General features: G+C 68.9%; 15 protein-coding genes. 9 read left to right on the top strand and 6 right to left on the bottom strand.

The annotated features are described in order from the left end of the window. Positions 1-21: 21 nt before the first annotated feature. Both CLT71_RS07840 and CLT71_RS07835 read right to left on the bottom strand, forming a co-directional pair. On the bottom strand, positions 22-1,665 hold the full coding sequence (locus CLT71_RS07840) for an MDR family MFS transporter (RefSeq protein WP_101366524.1): 1,644 nt from the start codon (positions 1,663-1,665) through the stop codon (positions 22-24). Beyond that, positions 1,662-2,156 (bottom strand): MarR family transcriptional regulator, encoded by a 495-nt coding sequence (locus tag CLT71_RS07835; protein WP_101371245.1) that lies wholly within the window; start codon positions 2,154-2,156, stop codon positions 1,662-1,664. Before CLT71_RS07835 ends, CLT71_RS07840 begins: the two co-directional genes overlap by 4 nt. A 116-nt stretch (positions 2,157-2,272) precedes the next feature. Here CLT71_RS07835 and CLT71_RS07830 point away from each other — a divergent pair, with 116 nt between their 5' ends. The 8 genes from CLT71_RS07830 to CLT71_RS07795 all read left to right on the top strand — a co-directional run bounded on the left by CLT71_RS07830 (position 2,273) and on the right by CLT71_RS07795 (position 9,979). Further along, complete coding sequence (locus CLT71_RS07830) at positions 2,273-2,854, top strand: TetR/AcrR family transcriptional regulator (protein ID WP_101366523.1); 582 nt, start codon at positions 2,273-2,275, stop codon at positions 2,852-2,854. Then, complete coding sequence (locus tag CLT71_RS07825; RefSeq protein WP_101366522.1) at positions 2,851-3,474, top strand: TetR/AcrR family transcriptional regulator; 624 nt, start codon at positions 2,851-2,853, stop codon at positions 3,472-3,474. Before CLT71_RS07830 ends, CLT71_RS07825 begins: the two co-directional genes overlap by 4 nt. Positions 3,475-3,536: 62 nt before the next feature. Continuing rightward, complete coding sequence (locus CLT71_RS07820; protein WP_101366521.1) at positions 3,537-4,475, top strand: aminoglycoside phosphotransferase family protein; 939 nt, start codon at positions 3,537-3,539, stop codon at positions 4,473-4,475. 189 nt (positions 4,476-4,664) lie between these two features. Then, the gene (locus CLT71_RS07815) at positions 4,665-5,408 is read left to right on the top strand and encodes a hypothetical protein (RefSeq protein ID WP_143743407.1); all 744 of its coding nucleotides are present in this window, start codon (positions 4,665-4,667) and stop codon (positions 5,406-5,408) included. A 116-nt stretch (positions 5,409-5,524) separates the two neighbouring features. Continuing rightward, a complete protein-coding gene (locus CLT71_RS07810) occupies positions 5,525-6,280 on the top strand; it encodes an alpha/beta hydrolase (protein ID WP_158242204.1) in 756 nt (251 codons plus the stop codon). A 522-nt stretch (positions 6,281-6,802) separates the two neighbouring features. After that, positions 6,803-8,074, top strand: a complete 1,272-nt coding sequence (locus tag CLT71_RS07805) for an extracellular solute-binding protein (protein WP_199187546.1) — start codon at positions 6,803-6,805, stop codon at positions 8,072-8,074. Positions 8,075-8,084: 10 nt separating this feature from the next. Further along, entirely contained in the window at positions 8,085-9,113 is a 1,029-nt protein-coding gene (locus CLT71_RS07800) for a carbohydrate ABC transporter permease (protein WP_101366517.1), read from the top strand. Next, positions 9,113-9,979, top strand: a complete 867-nt coding sequence (locus CLT71_RS07795; RefSeq protein ID WP_101366516.1) for a carbohydrate ABC transporter permease — start codon at positions 9,113-9,115, stop codon at positions 9,977-9,979. The genes CLT71_RS07800 and CLT71_RS07795 overlap by 1 nt, the downstream gene beginning before the upstream one ends. Before the next feature lie 30 nt (positions 9,980-10,009). On the opposite strand, the gene CLT71_RS07790 is transcribed toward CLT71_RS07795, so the two are convergent. Genes CLT71_RS07790 through CLT71_RS07775 form a run of 4 tightly spaced genes read right to left on the bottom strand, consistent with a single transcriptional unit; the run spans position 10,010 to position 13,582 of the window. Continuing rightward, positions 10,010-10,639 (bottom strand): response regulator transcription factor, encoded by a 630-nt coding sequence (locus tag CLT71_RS07790; RefSeq protein WP_101366515.1) that lies wholly within the window; start codon positions 10,637-10,639, stop codon positions 10,010-10,012. Next, positions 10,636-11,916 (bottom strand): sensor histidine kinase, encoded by a 1,281-nt coding sequence (locus tag CLT71_RS07785; RefSeq protein ID WP_101366514.1) that lies wholly within the window; start codon positions 11,914-11,916, stop codon positions 10,636-10,638. Before CLT71_RS07785 ends, CLT71_RS07790 begins: the two co-directional genes overlap by 4 nt. A 6-nt stretch (positions 11,917-11,922) precedes the next feature. Next, the gene (locus CLT71_RS07780; protein ID WP_101366513.1) at positions 11,923-12,663 is read right to left on the bottom strand and encodes an ABC transporter permease; all 741 of its coding nucleotides are present in this window, start codon (positions 12,661-12,663) and stop codon (positions 11,923-11,925) included. 10 nt (positions 12,664-12,673) lie between these two features. Next, on the bottom strand, positions 12,674-13,582 hold the full coding sequence (locus tag CLT71_RS07775; protein ID WP_101371244.1) for an ABC transporter ATP-binding protein: 909 nt from the start codon (positions 13,580-13,582) through the stop codon (positions 12,674-12,676). A 361-nt stretch (positions 13,583-13,943) separates the two neighbouring features. Between CLT71_RS07775 and CLT71_RS07770 the strand changes: the two genes are divergently transcribed. Next, positions 13,944-15,275: a helix-turn-helix domain-containing protein gene (locus tag CLT71_RS07770; protein ID WP_143743406.1), complete on the top strand. Its 1,332-nt coding sequence runs from the start codon at positions 13,944-13,946 to the stop codon at positions 15,273-15,275. Positions 15,276-15,328 lie beyond the last annotated feature (53 nt).

The following is a 15,328-nucleotide window of genomic DNA, read 5'->3' as shown; positions in this document are numbered from 1 at the left end:
GGGCGGCGCCGGCCGCCCGCGTCAACGCGGTGACGCCGCCGTTCCGCCCCGAACCGGCTCGGTGGCCGGCGGGGCGCCGTCGACGGCACCGGCCGCGGTGGCGGTACTGGTGGCCGGGGTCGGCAGGTCGAGGCTGGTCCGCAGGGTGACCGGCTTGAGCAGGGCGGCGGCGATCACCCCGACCACCGCGATCGCCGCGGAGATCAGGAAGATGTGCCCGGTGGCGTCGCCGTAGGCGTCCCGCACGATGTGCACGACGGCGTCCGGCAGTCCGGAGAGGTTCAGACTGTTGCCGGCGCTGCCCGCTCCCGAGGCCGGGATACCGGCCGCGGTCAGGTCCTGGGTGATCTGCTCGGTGACCCGGCGGGCGAGCACCGCACCCAGTACGGAGACTCCGATGGTGCCGCCGAGCGAGCGGAAGAACGCCACCGAGGAACTTGCCGCGCCGATGTCCTTCAGTGGTACGGCGTTCTGCACCGCCAGCACCAGGTTCTGCATGGTCATCCCGACTCCGACCCCGACCAGCAGCATCGCCCCGCCGATGAAGACCAGGGAGGTCTGGTGGTCGATGGTGCCGAGCATCAGGAAGCCGGCGACCAGGACGATCGCCCCGGTCACGATGTACGGCTTGATCCGCCCGCTGCGAGTGATCAGTCGCCCCACCACGATCGACGAGAGGAGCACCCCGACCATCATCGGGATGGTGAGCAGGCCGGCCTCGGTCGGGCTGTAGCCACGGCCGATCTGGAAGTACTGGCCGAGGAAGACGGCGCCACCGAACATCGCCATCCCGACCGCCAGGCTGGCGACGATCGACAGTGCCGTGGTGCCCTGCCGGACGATGTCGAGCGGTACGACCGGCTCGGCGGCGCGGGTCTCGACCAGGACGGCGAGGGCGAGCAACAGTACGGCGGCGCCGACCATGGCGCCGGACTGCCAGGAGATCCAGCCGAACGAGTTGTCGACGAACGAGATCCAGACGAGCAGCACGCTGACCCCGGCCGCGATCAGGGACGCGCCGAGATAGTCGATCTTCACGTTCTCCCGGCGGATCGTGACCAGGTGCAGGGTGGCCTGGAGCACGAGCAGCGCGATGATCGCGATCGGTACCCCGACGAAGAAGCACCAGCGCCAGCCGAGCCAGGAGGTGTCGACGATGAGGCCGCCGAGCAGCGGACCGCCCACGGTGGCGACAGCCATCACGCCGCCGAGGTAGCCGTTGTAGCGGCCGCGCTCCCGGGGCGGGATCATCGCGGCGATCACCACCTGGACGAGGGCCTGCAATCCGCCGACCCCGATGCCCTGGAAGGCGCGGGCGGCGATGAGCTGGCCGGCGTTCTGGCTCAGCCCGGCGACCACGGAGCCGACGATGAAGATCACGATGGCGGTCTGGACCAGTGCCTTCTTGTTGAACAGGTCCGCCAGCTTGCCCCAGACCGGCGTCGTCGCGGTCGCGGTGAGCAGGGTCGCGGTCACCACCCAGGTGTACTGGTTCTGCGATCCGTTCAGGGCGCCGATGATCTTCGGCAGCGCGGTCGAGACGACGGTGCTGCTGAGCATCGCCACGAAGAGCACCAACAGCAGACCGCTGAGCGCCTCCAGGGTGCGCCGATGACTCATCGGCTCCGCTCCCGGCGCGGGTGCGAGGGTGGTGGGTGCGCTCATCGAGCGGCCTCCAGCTTTTCTTGAGAGTTGATCGGTCCAGGGGGCCGGTCGAGGCTGCCCTGGATGTCGGTGACGAACCGGTCGAGCGCGCTGGTCAGCGCGTCGATCTCCGCCGGGCTCCACTCGGCGAGCGCGGCGCGGAGCAGGTCGCCGTACCAGTCGCGGGCTTCGGTCAGTGCCGTTTGGCCCTCGTCGGTGAGTACGAGGAAACTCGCCCGCCGGTCGGCCGGGTCGGCGCGTCGGGCCACCAGACCCCGCGCCACGAGCGTGGCGACTGCCCGGCTGACCGTGGACGGGTCGAGCCCGGACCGGTCGGCCAGTTCCTTGGCGTGGCAGCCGGACGCCTGGTCGGCCAGTTCGTCGATCTGCAACAGCATTCCGACCAGCCCGGACGGTACGGCCGGCCGTTCGATCACGCGTCGGTGCCGGATCAGCCGCATGGCCGACATCAGGTCCCGGAGCCGGTCACCGAGCTCGGTGTGCCGAGCCATGGTGTACACCTCGTCTCCTCGGGCGGTTGGTTGTCGCACACAAGGATGTGCCTGTCACTGCGCAGTGCGCAAGTTTGCGCTTTGAGAAATGAATCACCACCGGTAAGCTCTTCCCGATGGAAGAGGCGGTGGGGCGACGGGAGCGGAAGAAGCTCGCCACGCGGGAGGCACTGCACCGCGCGGCGCTCCGGCTCGCCGCCGAGTTGGGACCCGACCGGGTGACCGTGGAGGCGATCGCGGACGCCGCCGACGTGTCCCGCCGGACATTCTCGAATTACTTCGCAAACAAGGAGGAAGCTCTCCTCCACGCCGATCTGGTCCGAATCCGTCGACTGCTGGAGCTGGTGCACGCCCAGCCGGCCGACGAGGCGCCCTGGACCGCCCTCACCCGGGCCGCCGAGCAACTCGCCAGGGAGAGCGACGGCCTCGACCCGCTGTGGTTGGCCCAGCGGCGGCTGATCCGCCACCATCCCAGCCTCGCCGCCCACCAGATCGCCGCGTACGGCACGGTCGAGCAGGAGTTCATCGTCGAGATCACCCGGCGGCTGCCCGACGCACCCGAGACCCCGCTGCACGCCCGGGTACTCGCCGGAACGTTCCTGCACGCGCTGCGCGCCGCCACCCGGTACTGGACCGATCATCCCGAACGTCCCCTGGTCGACGTGGTGCGTACCGCCCTCGGCTACGTGGTCCGATGACCGGATCGGCAGCGACCGGTCGGCGGGGCGGGCCGCGCACCGGCGACACCCGGTCCCGGATCCAGGACGTGGCGCTGGACCTCTTCGCCGCCGACGGCTACGACCGCACCTCGCTGCGCGAGGTCGCCGAACGGCTCGGGCTGACCAAGGCCGCGCTCTACTACCACTTCCGGGCCAAGGAAGATCTTGTCGACAGCCTGATCGAGGAGCGGATCGACGCTCTCGACGAGTTGATCGAGTGGGCGGAGCAGGAGCCGGACCCGGTGCGGATGCGTCGCGAGTTCGTCCGCCGCTATGCCAGCGACCTGTACGAGACCGAACGGCAGGCGGAGATCAGCCGGTTCCTCGCCCGCAACCCGACGGTCGTCAACGCGCTGCCCAGCGGCCGGCGGCTCGCCGCCCGGATACGCCGGGCCATGGACCTGCTCGTCGCACCGGACGAGCCGCAGGGCGCGCAACTGCGGCGGATCCTGGCCGTCTTCTGCCTGCACGCCGGTGACCTGCTCGGCGAGGAGCCCGGCGACGAGCGGGAACGGCAGATCGCGCTGCTGGAGATCGCGCTGGAGATGATGGAGCGCGCGGACGGGGTGGCGCACCCGACCACGGCGTCCGGTCGGTGACGGGCGGCCGGTCGCAGACCCGGACCAGCCGCCCGGTTTTCGTGTCAGATGAGGATGTACCGGTGAGCGACACACCTGAGCTCGGTCCCGTGCCGCAGCGCGTCACCGTCGACGCCGAACAGGTACGCCGGCTCGTCGCCGACCAGTTTCCCGAGTGGGCCGATCTGCCGGTCCGGCCGGTGGCCGATGGCGGCTGGGACAACTGGACCTTCCATCTCGGCTCCCGGCTGTCGGTGCGCTTGCCGAGCGCGTCCGAGTACGCCCTTGCCGTCGAGAAGGAACACCGCTGGCTACCGGTACTCGCCCCTCGGCTTCCGCTGCCCGTTCCGGTACCACTGGCGAAAGGGGAACCGGGCCACGGCTACCCGTACCCGTGGTCGATCTACCAGTGGTTGGACGGCGAGCCTGCACGGGCGGACCGCATCGCCGACCCGGTCCGGTTTGCCGTCGACCTGGCCGGGTTCCTGGCGGCGCTGCGGCGGGTCGATCCCACCGACGGTCCCCGGCCCGGCCTGCACAACTGGTTCCGGGGCGGCACGCTGCGCACCTACGATGAGCGAGCGCGGCGCGCGCTGACGGCACTCGACGGCCATGTCGACGTCGACCTGGCCCGCGAGATCTGGAAGAACGCACTGGACGCTCGCTGGGACGGTGTGCAGAGCTGGTTCCACGGTGACGTCGCCGAGGGAAATCTCCTGCTCGACGACGGCGGGTTGGCGGCCGTCATCGACTTCGGCACATGCGGCGTCGGCGATCCCGCCTGTGATCTGGCAATCGCCTGGACATTGCTGACCGCCGACGGCCGGCAGGCGTTTCGGGAGCGACTTCCCGTCGATGATGCGACATGGGCGCGCGGTCGCGGCTGGGCGCTCTGGAAGACGCTCGTCACCTGCTCCTACACGGTGGGCGAGGCCGACGATTCGGCCGCGAGCGCACTGCGCGTCCTCGACGAGATCTTCTCCGAGTACGCCGCCGGTGCCGTCATCACGCCCGAACCATGACCAGCCACAATCAGCGCAACACCGCTCACCCGCGCGCTGTCGATGATTGAATGCTGCGGTTCAGCAGGCCCCTGGCTTGATTCGCGGTAGTACCCTCGGGCAGCGCAGAAATTGGGCGGATTATGCGTCTGATGCTACTCGGTGACAATGGCCACCGGTGGGTGGCGGCCGGATCGAGATGAGGGTTTCATGGGGCAGCGGCGCGCAGGTCGGCGCAACAAGGCAGCGAAGCCGGGTGCCACGGCAACGCGAGAGGTGGTTGCCGCGCCGCCCCGCGCCCGGGCTGCCGCGACACCCAGCACCGAGGAGCCCGAAGCGCCGTACAGGTCGATGATGGAGCGCGCCGCACAACCTGGTCCGGCGCTGGCGATTCTCCTGCTCCTGGGGCTCTTCGCGGCAGGCTGGCTGGCCCCGAGGTACGTCGCCGACCCTACGGCTGTGCAGGGCCCGGCGCGTTACGTCGTCGCTGCGGGTCTGGCGGTGGTGGCATTTCTGGCGTTCTCCACCCTCAACCTGGTGGCCTATTGTCTGATCGTCGCGAGGCGGTCGGAGCCGACGAAGAGATTCGTCGCGGCGGTCGGAAACCGCGCCGCCATCGGCGCCATCCTGGGTACGCTGTTGGGCTTGCGCATGGCGACGATGATGGGCGATCGGTCGACTGCCGGCACCGTCACCGAAGGCATCACCTTTCTGGAGTTCGAGAGCAACCTGAGCAATACGATCACGCTGGCGACGCTGGCTCTGATCGGGACCGCCTGGCCGTATTGCTGGGGTCCGGTCAAGACCTCGATGGCCGCATTCACCTCGAAGTCGCCACTCGAACCCTACTCGGGCAGAATTGGGTTCGTGCTGGGCGCCGTTCTGCTGCTGAGTACCCACTTCCTGGGATTCGGAGTGGCGATGTCCGTCTATCAGGGTGTCGCGCACCCGTAGCCTCATCGACCAAGGCTCGTCGACGACGCGTCCCGGTGCCCCGTCGACCCGATCCGCTTGCGGACGCATGTGGTCGATGATCGGATCCCCTCATGACAGCCTGTCGAGAGTCCTCGATGCTCTATCAGGCCGCCGACGGCAGCGAGCTGCCCTTGCTGGTCTTCGAGCCGGCTGACGGCACCCGGCCGCGTGCTGGCATCGCCCTGTTCCACGGCGGGGCCCTGCGCGAGGGATCGGCCGACGGGCTCGCCCCGCACTGCCGGCTTCTGGCGTCGCGCGGATTCCTCGCGGTTTCAGCCGGGTATCGGCTGGTCGGTCGTGGCGCTGTCAGCATCGATGACTGTATCGCCGACGTTCGGCGGGCGATCGGGCAGTTCGGCCGGCTGGCCGCGTTGCGCGGACTCGAGGCGGCCCAGCTGGCCTCGGGGGGCAGCTCAGCCGGTGCTCATCTCGCGATTCTCGCCGCGATCACGGCATCGGCGTCGGCCACGGCACCCGAGCCCGGCATCGCGGCCGTGGTGGCCCTCAATCCTGCGGGCTTGAATCTGTGCGCCCTGGAGCCGGCGGTGCAGCGCCGCCTCGAACAGCAGGTGGGCATCGCTGCGGGCAGGTTGCGCGAGTACTCGCTGATCCAGTTCGTGCGGCCGGGCATACCGCCGATGCAGATCCACCACGGCACCCGCGACGAGGTCGAGCCGATCGAGTCCGTGCGGCAGTTCCGGGACGCGATGGTGCGCTCCGGCAACGAGTGCGCGCTACTCGAGTACGAACACGCCGGACACGGATTCCACCACGCCGGCAACAGCAGGCACTTCGACGACGTCATCGACGCCACGGCGCTGTTCCTCCTCGACCGGATCGCGACCGGGTGAACGGCACGGCTCCGCCCTCGGAGCGGCGTTGTTTTCCGGAACTTCTCCGATAAAAGAGATCCGTAGAGCCGTCGCTGACCGCCATGGCAAACCGCGCTTTGCTTCCAACCAGGACAATCGGTAACGACCTGCGCCTCGGCGGCCCTGGATGGCGCGCTGCCGCCACCCGGTCGCCTTAACCTCTCGGCAGAGGGGTGACGGCGTGGTGGCCGGACCGCGATGGTGGCCCAGCGCTCGGCTCCGAGGTGTCTCGGAAGTTTCAGAAACATGTCTTGTCTTTCTCGGATCGGTCTGCGAGTCTTTGCCTGCCGATAGACACCTGGCGTGACGTCCGACCCATGTGATGACAGTCGTTGGCGGCTGCGACGTGGGTCGCCGGACCGTGCCTGTCGGTAGGAAGGGACGGCTCTCGCCGTTCACCCTGGACATCTGGCACCAGCGATCTCTACTGCCCAGACGACGCGTCATCTGGGTGTACTCGACAGAGAGGACGTGTTGATGAGGGCAGGAAAGCTACTGACGATGTCGGTAGTCATGGTGACGGCCGTCCTCGGAACAGCCGCCTGTGCGGGGGATTCGGACGGCGGCGGCGAGAGCGGTGGCAACGTCACGATGACCTTCTGGCACAACGCCACCACCGGGCCGGGCAAGTCCTTCTGGGAGAAGACCGTCGCGGACTTCCAGACGGCCAACCCGAAGGTCAAGATCCAGCTCCAGTCGATCCAGAACGAGGACCTGGACGGCAAGCTCCAGACCGCACTCAACTCCGGCGACGCCCCCGACGTGTTCATGCAGCGCGGCGGCGGCAAGATGGCCGCGATGGTCAAGGCCGGCCAGCTGATGGACATTACGGGCGGGATCAGCGAGGACACCAAGAAGGTGGTCTCGGAGGGGTCCTTCAAGGCCCAGACGATCGACGGCAAGGTCTACGCGATGCCGGTCGCGGTGCTGCCCGGCGGCTTCTTCTACAGCAAGGACCTCTTCGCCAAGGCCGGCATCACCCAGACGCCGACCACGCTCGCCGACCTCCAGAGCGCCGTCGAGAAGCTGAAGGCATCCGGTACCCAGCCGATCGCCCTCGGCGGCAAGGACGCCTGGCCGGCCGCCTTCTACTACTACTTCTTCGCGCTGCGCGAGTGCAGCACCAACACGGTCACCGAGACCGCCAAGAGCATGAGCTTCGACGACCCCTGCTGGCTCAAGGCCGGTCAGGACGTGCAGGCCTTCGCCGCGACCCAGCCGTTCAACAACGGCTTCCTGACGACGTCGGCACAACAGGGTGCGGGCAGCTCGGCCGGTCTGCTCGCCAACCACAAGGCGGCGATGGAACTCATGGGTGCCTGGAACCCGGGTGTCATCGGCTCGTTGACGCCGGACAAGAAGCCGCTGCCGGACCTGGACTGGTTCCCGTTCCCCAGCATCGAGGGCGGCGCGGGTGAACCCGGCGCGATCCTCGGCGGCGTCGACGGCTACTCCTGCTCCGCGAAGGCGCCGAAGGCGGAGTGCACCGCCTTCCTCAACTTCATGCTCCAGACCCCGGTCCAGGAGGCCTACTACAAGGCGTTCCAGGCGCCGCCGGTGAACAGCGAGGCGCAGGGCGCGGTGACCGAGACGCACCTGAAGTCGGTGCTCGAGGCGTACAACAAGGCGCCGTTCGTCTCGCAGTGGCTGGACACGGTCTACGGGCAGAACGTCGGCAACGCGCTCAACACCGCCGTGGTGAACCTGCTGGCGGGCAAGGGCAGCCCCGAGGACATCGTCAAGGCGGTCAAGACCGCCGCGAAGAGGGCCTAGAGATCCGTACATGTTCGACACGGACCGCGAGACCGTACGGCTCGCCCAGGACGACCGGTCGGCGGATCTGACCACGGTCGGGGGTGACGCGCCTGTCGCGTCGCCCCCGGCCGGGCGCCGTGCCCGCAGGAAGGGCATCGGCTGGCCCGCCCGGCTGGAGATCGCGCTGATGACGGGCCCGACGCTGCTCGTCTTCCTCTCCTTCGTCATCTTCCCCGTCGCGATGGCCGCCTACTACGGCTTCTTCAGCTGGCAGGGGTACGGCCCGCCGACCGAGTTCGTCGGGCTCCGCAACTACCTGCTCGTCTTCCAGGACGGCACGTTCATCGACGCGTTGCAGCACAACGCCGCGATCGTCGTACTGTCGCTGGTGCTCCAGGGGCCGGCAGCCGTGCTGCTCGCCCTGCTGATGAACCGGAAGATGCGCGGGCAGACCCTCATCCGGGTACTCGTCTTCGTCCCGTACGTCATCTCCGAGGTGGTGGTCGGCACCGGCTGGAGCCTGATGCTCCAGGGCAACGGTGCGGTCAACGCCTATCTGGAGCGGCTCGGACTGGGCTGGTTGCAGAGTGACTGGCTCTCCGATCCGGAGAAGGCGATCTGGACCCTGATGGGGATCCTGACCTGGAAGTACATCGGCTTCGCCGTGATCCTCTTCCTCGCCGGGTTGCAGGGCATCCCGGACGAGCTGATCGAGGCCGCCTCGATCGACGGGGCCTCCTACTGGCAGATCCAGCGCCGGATCACGCTGCCGCTGCTCGGGCCGACGATCCGGATCTGGGCCTTCCTGTCGATGATCGGGGCCCTGCAACTCTTCGACCTCGTCTACATCATCTGGGGCCAGTACGTCGCCTCCACGGCCGGGACCTCGACGATGGCGACGTACATGGTGGCCAACGGCCGCAACGCGGGGGAGTACGGGTACGGCAACGCCGTGGCCGTGATCCTGTTCTTCGTCTCCCTCGTCGCCGCGCTGGTCTACCAACGGTTCGTCCTGCGCCGTGACACCGAGGGCGCGATCACCGGAGGGAAACGTTGATGGCCGCGACTGCCGTAGCCGTGCGCAGGCCGGTGCGGGCCAGCCGGAAGCTGCCCTGGGGAAGCCCGGCGGTGTACTTCGTCGCGATGCTGCTCATCGGGGTGATGCTGGCCCCGATCGTCTACATCGTCCTCGGTGGCTTCCGCACGAACGCGGCGATCACCACCGATCCGGCCGGCTGGCCGAGCCCGTGGGAGACCACGAACTACCTCGACGTGCTGACCGGCGGCGTCTTCTGGCAACAGGTGCTCAACTCCACAATCGTCGCCGGGTTCACCACCGCGGGCGTGGTCACGCTCGGCCTCATGACGAGCTTCATCCTGGCCCGCTACCGGTTCCGGGGTCGGGGGGCGATGTACTCGCTCTTCGCCGCCGGCCTGATGTTCCCACTCACCGTGGCGATCACCCCGCTCTACATCCTGGTCCGGAGCCTCGGGTTGATGAACACGCTGCCCGGGGTGATTCTTCCGCAGATCGGGTTCGCCATCCCGATGACGATCATCATCCTGGTCCCGTTCGTGCGGGCGATCCCGGACGAGATCCAGGAGGCGGCGTCGATCGACGGATGCAGCCGACTCGGCTTCTTCTGGCGCATGGTGCTGCCGCTCTCCATGCCGGGGGTCGTCACGGTGGCCATCCTGACCTTCATCTCCAGTTGGAACAGCTACCTGCTGCCGCTCTTCATCCTCAACCGGGAGGAGACCTTCACGCTGCCGCTCGGCGTGCAGGCCTTCGCGTCGGTGTACTCGGTCGACACGGCGAAGGTGCTGGCGTTCACCTCGCTGTCGATGCTCCCGGCGCTGCTGTTCTTCAGCCTGTTCCAGCGCCGGATCGTCGGCGGGTTGACCGGCGCCGTGAAGGGCTGACCGGCGCCATGACGCGGCTGACCGGAACGGTCAGCCGCGTGGGGTGAGGTAGCCGCGGGAGAAGGCGGTGGCCACGGCCGCGGCCCGGTCGTTGACGCCGAGTTTGGCGTACACGTGCAGCAGGTGGGTCTTCACCGTCGCCTCGCTGATGAAGAGCTGCCGGGCGGCCTCGCGGTTGGTCGAGCCCTGGGCGATCAACTCCAGCACCTCAAGCTCACGCTGGGACAGCGGTTCGGTGGCCGGCTGGCGGATCTGCCCCATCAGCCGGGTCGCGACGGCGGGGGAGAGGACCGCCTGTCCGCGCGCAGCGGCCTCGACCGCGCGGAACAGCTCCTCCCGCGGCGCGTCCTTCAACAGGTACCCGGTGGCGCCCGCCTCGATCGCCGGCAGCACGTCACTGTCGGTGTCGTACGTGGTGAGCACCAGTACCCGGGCCGGCACCCCGCGCCTGGCCAGTTCCCTGATCGCGGCGACCCCGTCGGTCCTCGGCATCCGCAGGTCCATCAGGATCACGTCCGGCCGGAGCCGCTCCCCGGCGGTGATGGCCTCGGCGCCGTCACCCGCCTCGCCGAGCACCTCGAAGCGCGGGTCGGCGCTGAACATGCCCCGCAACCCGTCCCGCACCACCGGGTGGTCGTCGACGATGAGCAGCGATATCACGTGGCACCTCCGGCGGGGATGGCCGGCACGGCCGCCGAGATCGCCGTGCCGCCACCCGGCTCGGACTCGATGTCCAACCGGCCCGCGAGACGCTGCACCCGCTGCCGCATCCCGGCCAGCCCGAACCCGCCGTTCGGAGATCCGTTGGTCCGCCGGACCCCGGGCTCGAAGCCGACCCCGTCGTCCCGTACGTCGAGCGTCACCAGATCCTCCATGTACGACAGGGTCAGGCCGACCCGGCTGGCCCGGGCGTGTTTCGCCACGTTCGTCAGCGCCTCCTGCGCGGTACGCAACAGTGCCACCTCGACGTCGGCGTGCATCGGCCGGGCGTCGCCGGTGGTGGCGAGTACCGTCTCGATGCGGTGCACCTCCGCCCAGCGCCGGGCCACGTCGTTTATCGCATCCGGAAGTCGGGCCTCGGCGAGCATCGTCGGCTCCACCGCGTGCACCGTACGCCGCGCCTCGGTGAGGCTCTCCCGGGCCAGGTTCATCGCGTTCGTCACGTACCGGTTCGCCGCCGACGGCTCGTCCAGGGTCTGCTCGGCGGCCTGGAGCTGGGTGAGGATGCCGGCGAGCCCCTGGGCGAGGGTGTCGTGGATCTCGCGCGCCATCCGCTGCCGCTCGTCGAGTACTCCCGCCTCGCGGGCCTGCACCAGCAGTTGGGCGTGCAACCCGGCGTTCTCCTCCAACGCCGCCTCCAGCCTGGTGTTGGCCTCGCGCAACTCGGTGAGCGCCTGCCGCTGCCTGTGGTTGCGCCGGTGGGCCAGATCGGCGAAGTAGAAGAACACCCCGGCCAGCACGATGGAGAGCGCGGTAACGGAGATGCCCTCCCACCACGCCCCGGCGGCGATGTCGGCGGCCCCGCCCAGGTATCCGATCGCCGAGACGATCGCGGTGGCGGCGACACCCGCATAGCGCCAGCGGCCTTTCAGGTAGAGGAACGCCTGGGGATAGCCGACGAAGGCGAAGAGGGCGAAGATGGGAGCAATCGCCACCAGGCCGGCGGCCAACGCCATCAACCCGGTGAAGTAGAGGCCCATCAGCGGGCCCCGCTCGTGCCACTCCGGGTGCAGGGTGTGGAAGTAGAGCAGCCAGAGCGTGGCCGCGAGCGTCAGCCCGAGCACGGCCGGGACGTGCACCGGCGTGTCCCAGGTCGGTTGCAGCAGCGTGATCAGGGCGCTGGCCGCCAGGAGGAGGTACGGCAGCACCTTGAACAGCGCCACCTCCCTGCGCTCCCAGCGGTCGAACTCGGCCCGCAACTCCGCCTCGATGCTCACGACTACCTACTCCCAGCGGAAGTACCGTGCGGCCAGCCCACCAGCCACGATCGTCCACCCCAGCATGACAGCCAGGTGCAGCGGCTGCGGCCAGTGCCCGGCGGTGGCGTCCTGCAACGCCTGCGCACCGGCACCGAGCGGGGTGAGGTCGCTTATCCTCCGGAGGAGGTCGTTCATGCTGTCCCGGGGGATCCAGAGGCCGGCGAAGAAGACGATCGGGAAGAACAGCACCGTACCGATCGCACCGGCACTCTTGCCGGTGGGTGCGAGCGCGGCGACGAGCAGGCCGATCGCGAACATCGCCAACGCCGCCAGCAGGTAGCCCAGCAGGTAGGCCGGTAGCTGCCGGGGTAGCCGTACGTCGAACACCAACCGGCCGACGGCCAGCACCACCACCATCGTCAGCACGGACAGGATCGTGGACATCAGCAACTGCGCGCCGAGCAGCATCCCCGGCCTGACCGGGGTGGTCCGCATGCGTCGCAGTACGCCCTTCTCCCGGTAGCTGGCGAAAAGCTGGGAGAGGCCGTTGAGGGCGAACATGGCGAGAGCCATCACGACGATGATCGGCACGTACAGGTCGATCACCCGCAGGCCGCCGAGGCTCTGCTCGGGTTCCCGGAACGCCGGGATCGCCCCGAAGATGCCGAGCAGGATCGGCGGGAACGCGAGCGCGAAGAACACGACCATCGGCTCGCGGAAGAAGAGCCTGGTCTCGGTGACGGTGAGGCGGGACAGGGCGGACAAGGCGTACTCCTCAGGCTTGGAAGGGTCGGCCGGTGAGCGCGACGAACGCGTCCTCCAGCGAGGTCTGCTCGATCCGCAGGTCGGCGGCGACGACCTGGTTCCGGGCGAGCACGGTGGTCACCGCGAGCAGCACGTTTCCGGTACCGGTGACCACGAGCTGGCTGCCGGCCCGCTCCACCGACGTCACCTCGGGCAACTCGGTCAGCAGGGCGTGGTCGAGCGGCGCCGACGGCCGAAACCGGATCCGTTGCCGGTCGTCGACCCTCGCGACGAGCCCGGCCGGGGTGTCGAGCGCGACCAGTCGACCCGCGTCGATCACGGCGAGCCGGTCGCAGAGCCGTTCCGCCTCCGCCATGAAGTGCGTGACCAGCAGGATCGTCACGCCCCGTTCGCGGACGTCCTCGATCAGGTCCCAGGTGTCGCGGCGAGCCTTCGGGTCAAGCCCGGTGGTGAGTTCGTCGAGCACCGCCACCTTCGGGTTGCCGACCAGCGCGAGCGCGATCGACAGCCGCTGTTTCTGCCCGCCGGAGAGCCGCCGGAACTGCGTACCGAGCTTGTCGGTGAGTCGCAGGGTGTCGACCAGGTCCCGCCAGTCGGCCGGCTGGCGGTAGAAGGAGCTGAACAGCCGCATCGCCTCACCGACGGTGAGCTTGTCGGGCAGTTCGCTCTGCTGGAGCTGTGCGCCGAGCAGTTGCCGCAGTTCACCGCTGTCGCGCTGCGGGTCGATGCCACATACCCGGATGCCGCCGCCGTCCGGGGTACGCAGCCCTTCGACGCACTCGACTGTGGTGGTCTTACCCGCCCCGTTCGGTCCCAGGATGCCGAAGATCTCGCCCGGCTCGACGGCGAAGCTGATCCCGTCCACCACGGTGTGCTCGCCGTAGCGCTTGACGAGGCCGTCTACCTCGATGATTGCCATACCGAGAAGCCTGCCGCCGGTGCCCCGGCGCCGAATCGACCACGCGGCCACCGCCGTCGCCGACCGCGACGGGTACGCCGATCAACCGATCGGTGGATGTGCGCCAACCGATTCGCAGGCGCTCAGCGAGCACTGCACAAGCGACACGGGCGGATCTGCACGACCTACTCCGACGAGCTACGACCGCCCTGCTCGGGTTGGTGACGATCTACTACCAGGCGGTTCGGCTCTTCGGACGCCCGAGGGGGATCCGGCGCTCCGGCCCCTGTCGTATCCTTCCGCCGGTTGGACCCTCGATCCGGAATCTGACGTATGGGTGTCGACCACCAACCGTCCTGCTCTATGAAGCGGGCATCGGTCGTTGACAACGGGAAACGCGGTGATGTTCGTGGAGCGGTCGAGCAGACTGTTCGGGGTGGAGTTGCGTCGCCGCCGGGTCGAGGCGGGCTACTCCCTTGAGGAGTTCAGTGGCCGCGTCTACTACAGCAAAAGTCATCTGAGCAAGGTTGAGACCGGTGTCAAGCAGCCGAGCGACGACCTGGCCCGGCAGTGCGATTCCGTACTTGATTGCAAGGGTGAACTCGCTGCGCTCCTGGACGAACACGTCGGTGGGCGGCCGGACCGACAACCCGACGGTACGAGCAACGACGGTACGAGCGAGGTGTTGGCGCTGGACATCGGAAAGGAGCGCGTCGTCAAGGCGACGCGTCGCGAACTGGTCGCCACCGGTCTGTTGAGCATGGCCGGACTGGTCGCCGAGCCGGACCGGCCGGCAGGGGCGTCCGGGCGGCGCCAGGCAGTCGTGCCGAACTCGGCCCTGGACACCTTCAGATCCTGGTACGAGCAGGCCCGCCAGGTGGGACAGATCATGGACGCCGAGCTGCTCCTGCCGACCCTGACCTCGCATGCACACACGCTGAGCCTCCTCGCTGGCCGCAGCCGGGGTACGGACCGGCTGCGGACGCTGGCGCTCGTCGCCGACTACGCTGAGTACATAGGGTGGATGGCGCAGGAGGGCGGCGGCGACGACACTGCACGCTGGTGGACCGACCAGGCCGTCACCTTCGCCTCGGCCGCCGGTGACGATGGCATGTCGGCGTACGCACTGGTCCGACGTGCGCTGATCGCGATGTACCAGGGGAGGGCCGCCGAGACGATCGCGCTGGCGCAGCGGGCCCAGCGGGCCTGGTGCCGGCCACGGATTCGCGGGCTCGCCGCGCAACGGGAGGCACAGGGACATGCGCTGGCCAACGACGCCCGGGCCTGCTTCGAAGCGCTCGAACGGGCCCGGAATCTTCTGACGGCGGACCCGCCCGCGGCCGGGAGGACAGTGATCGGCAGCGCGAACGTCTCCGACCCGGTGCAGGCCGCCACCGGCTGGTCGCTGTACGATCTCGGCCGTCCCGCAGAGTCCGCCGACGTACTGCGTGAGGTGGTGGACGCGATTCCGTCGCACGCCACCAGGGCGAGGAACAGGTACGAGGCGCGGCGTGCCCTGGCCCTGGCCGCGTCGGCTCAGATGGACGAGGCCGTTGAACTGGCGAACCGGGTCATCGATGTGCAGACGGAGATGCGCTCCGCCACCGTGGCAGCCGAGCTGCGGCGGCTGGCGGAGGTGCTGCGGCGGCGGGCCAGCCATTCCGGGACGGTCGGGCTCGCCCTGCGCCTGCACGGACTGCTGCCCATCCGATAGGAGATTTTTGCCGGCCGGGCTGGGTCCGGACCGGCGGCGTGGACTGCCACCTG

The organism is Plantactinospora sp. CNZ320, from assembly GCF_002846275.1.
This window is presented reverse-complemented; position numbering and strand designations above follow the sequence as displayed.

Excerpts from the sequence above, each read along its gene's own strand:
- CLT71_RS07835 (WP_101371245.1), bottom strand. The coding sequence starts at position 2,156 with ATGGCTCGGCACACCGAGCTCGGTGACCGGCTCCGGGACCTGATGTCG.
- CLT71_RS07800 (WP_101366517.1), top strand. The coding sequence starts at position 8,085 with ATGTTCGACACGGACCGCGAGACCGTACGGCTCGCCCAGGACGACCGG.
- CLT71_RS07815 (WP_143743407.1), top strand. The coding sequence starts at position 4,665 with ATGGGGCAGCGGCGCGCAGGTCGGCGCAACAAGGCAGCGAAGCCGGGT.
- CLT71_RS07805 (WP_199187546.1), top strand. The coding sequence starts at position 6,803 with ATGTCGGTAGTCATGGTGACGGCCGTCCTCGGAACAGCCGCCTGTGCG.
- CLT71_RS07775 (WP_101371244.1), bottom strand. The coding sequence starts at position 13,582 with ATGGCAATCATCGAGGTAGACGGCCTCGTCAAGCGCTACGGCGAGCAC.
- CLT71_RS07830 (WP_101366523.1), top strand. The coding sequence starts at position 2,273 with ATGGAAGAGGCGGTGGGGCGACGGGAGCGGAAGAAGCTCGCCACGCGG.
- CLT71_RS07810 (WP_158242204.1), top strand. The coding sequence starts at position 5,525 with ATGCTCTATCAGGCCGCCGACGGCAGCGAGCTGCCCTTGCTGGTCTTC.
- CLT71_RS07825 (WP_101366522.1), top strand. The coding sequence starts at position 2,851 with ATGACCGGATCGGCAGCGACCGGTCGGCGGGGCGGGCCGCGCACCGGC.
- CLT71_RS07795 (WP_101366516.1), top strand. The coding sequence starts at position 9,113 with ATGGCCGCGACTGCCGTAGCCGTGCGCAGGCCGGTGCGGGCCAGCCGG.
- CLT71_RS07840 (WP_101366524.1), bottom strand. The coding sequence starts at position 1,665 with ATGAGCGCACCCACCACCCTCGCACCCGCGCCGGGAGCGGAGCCGATG.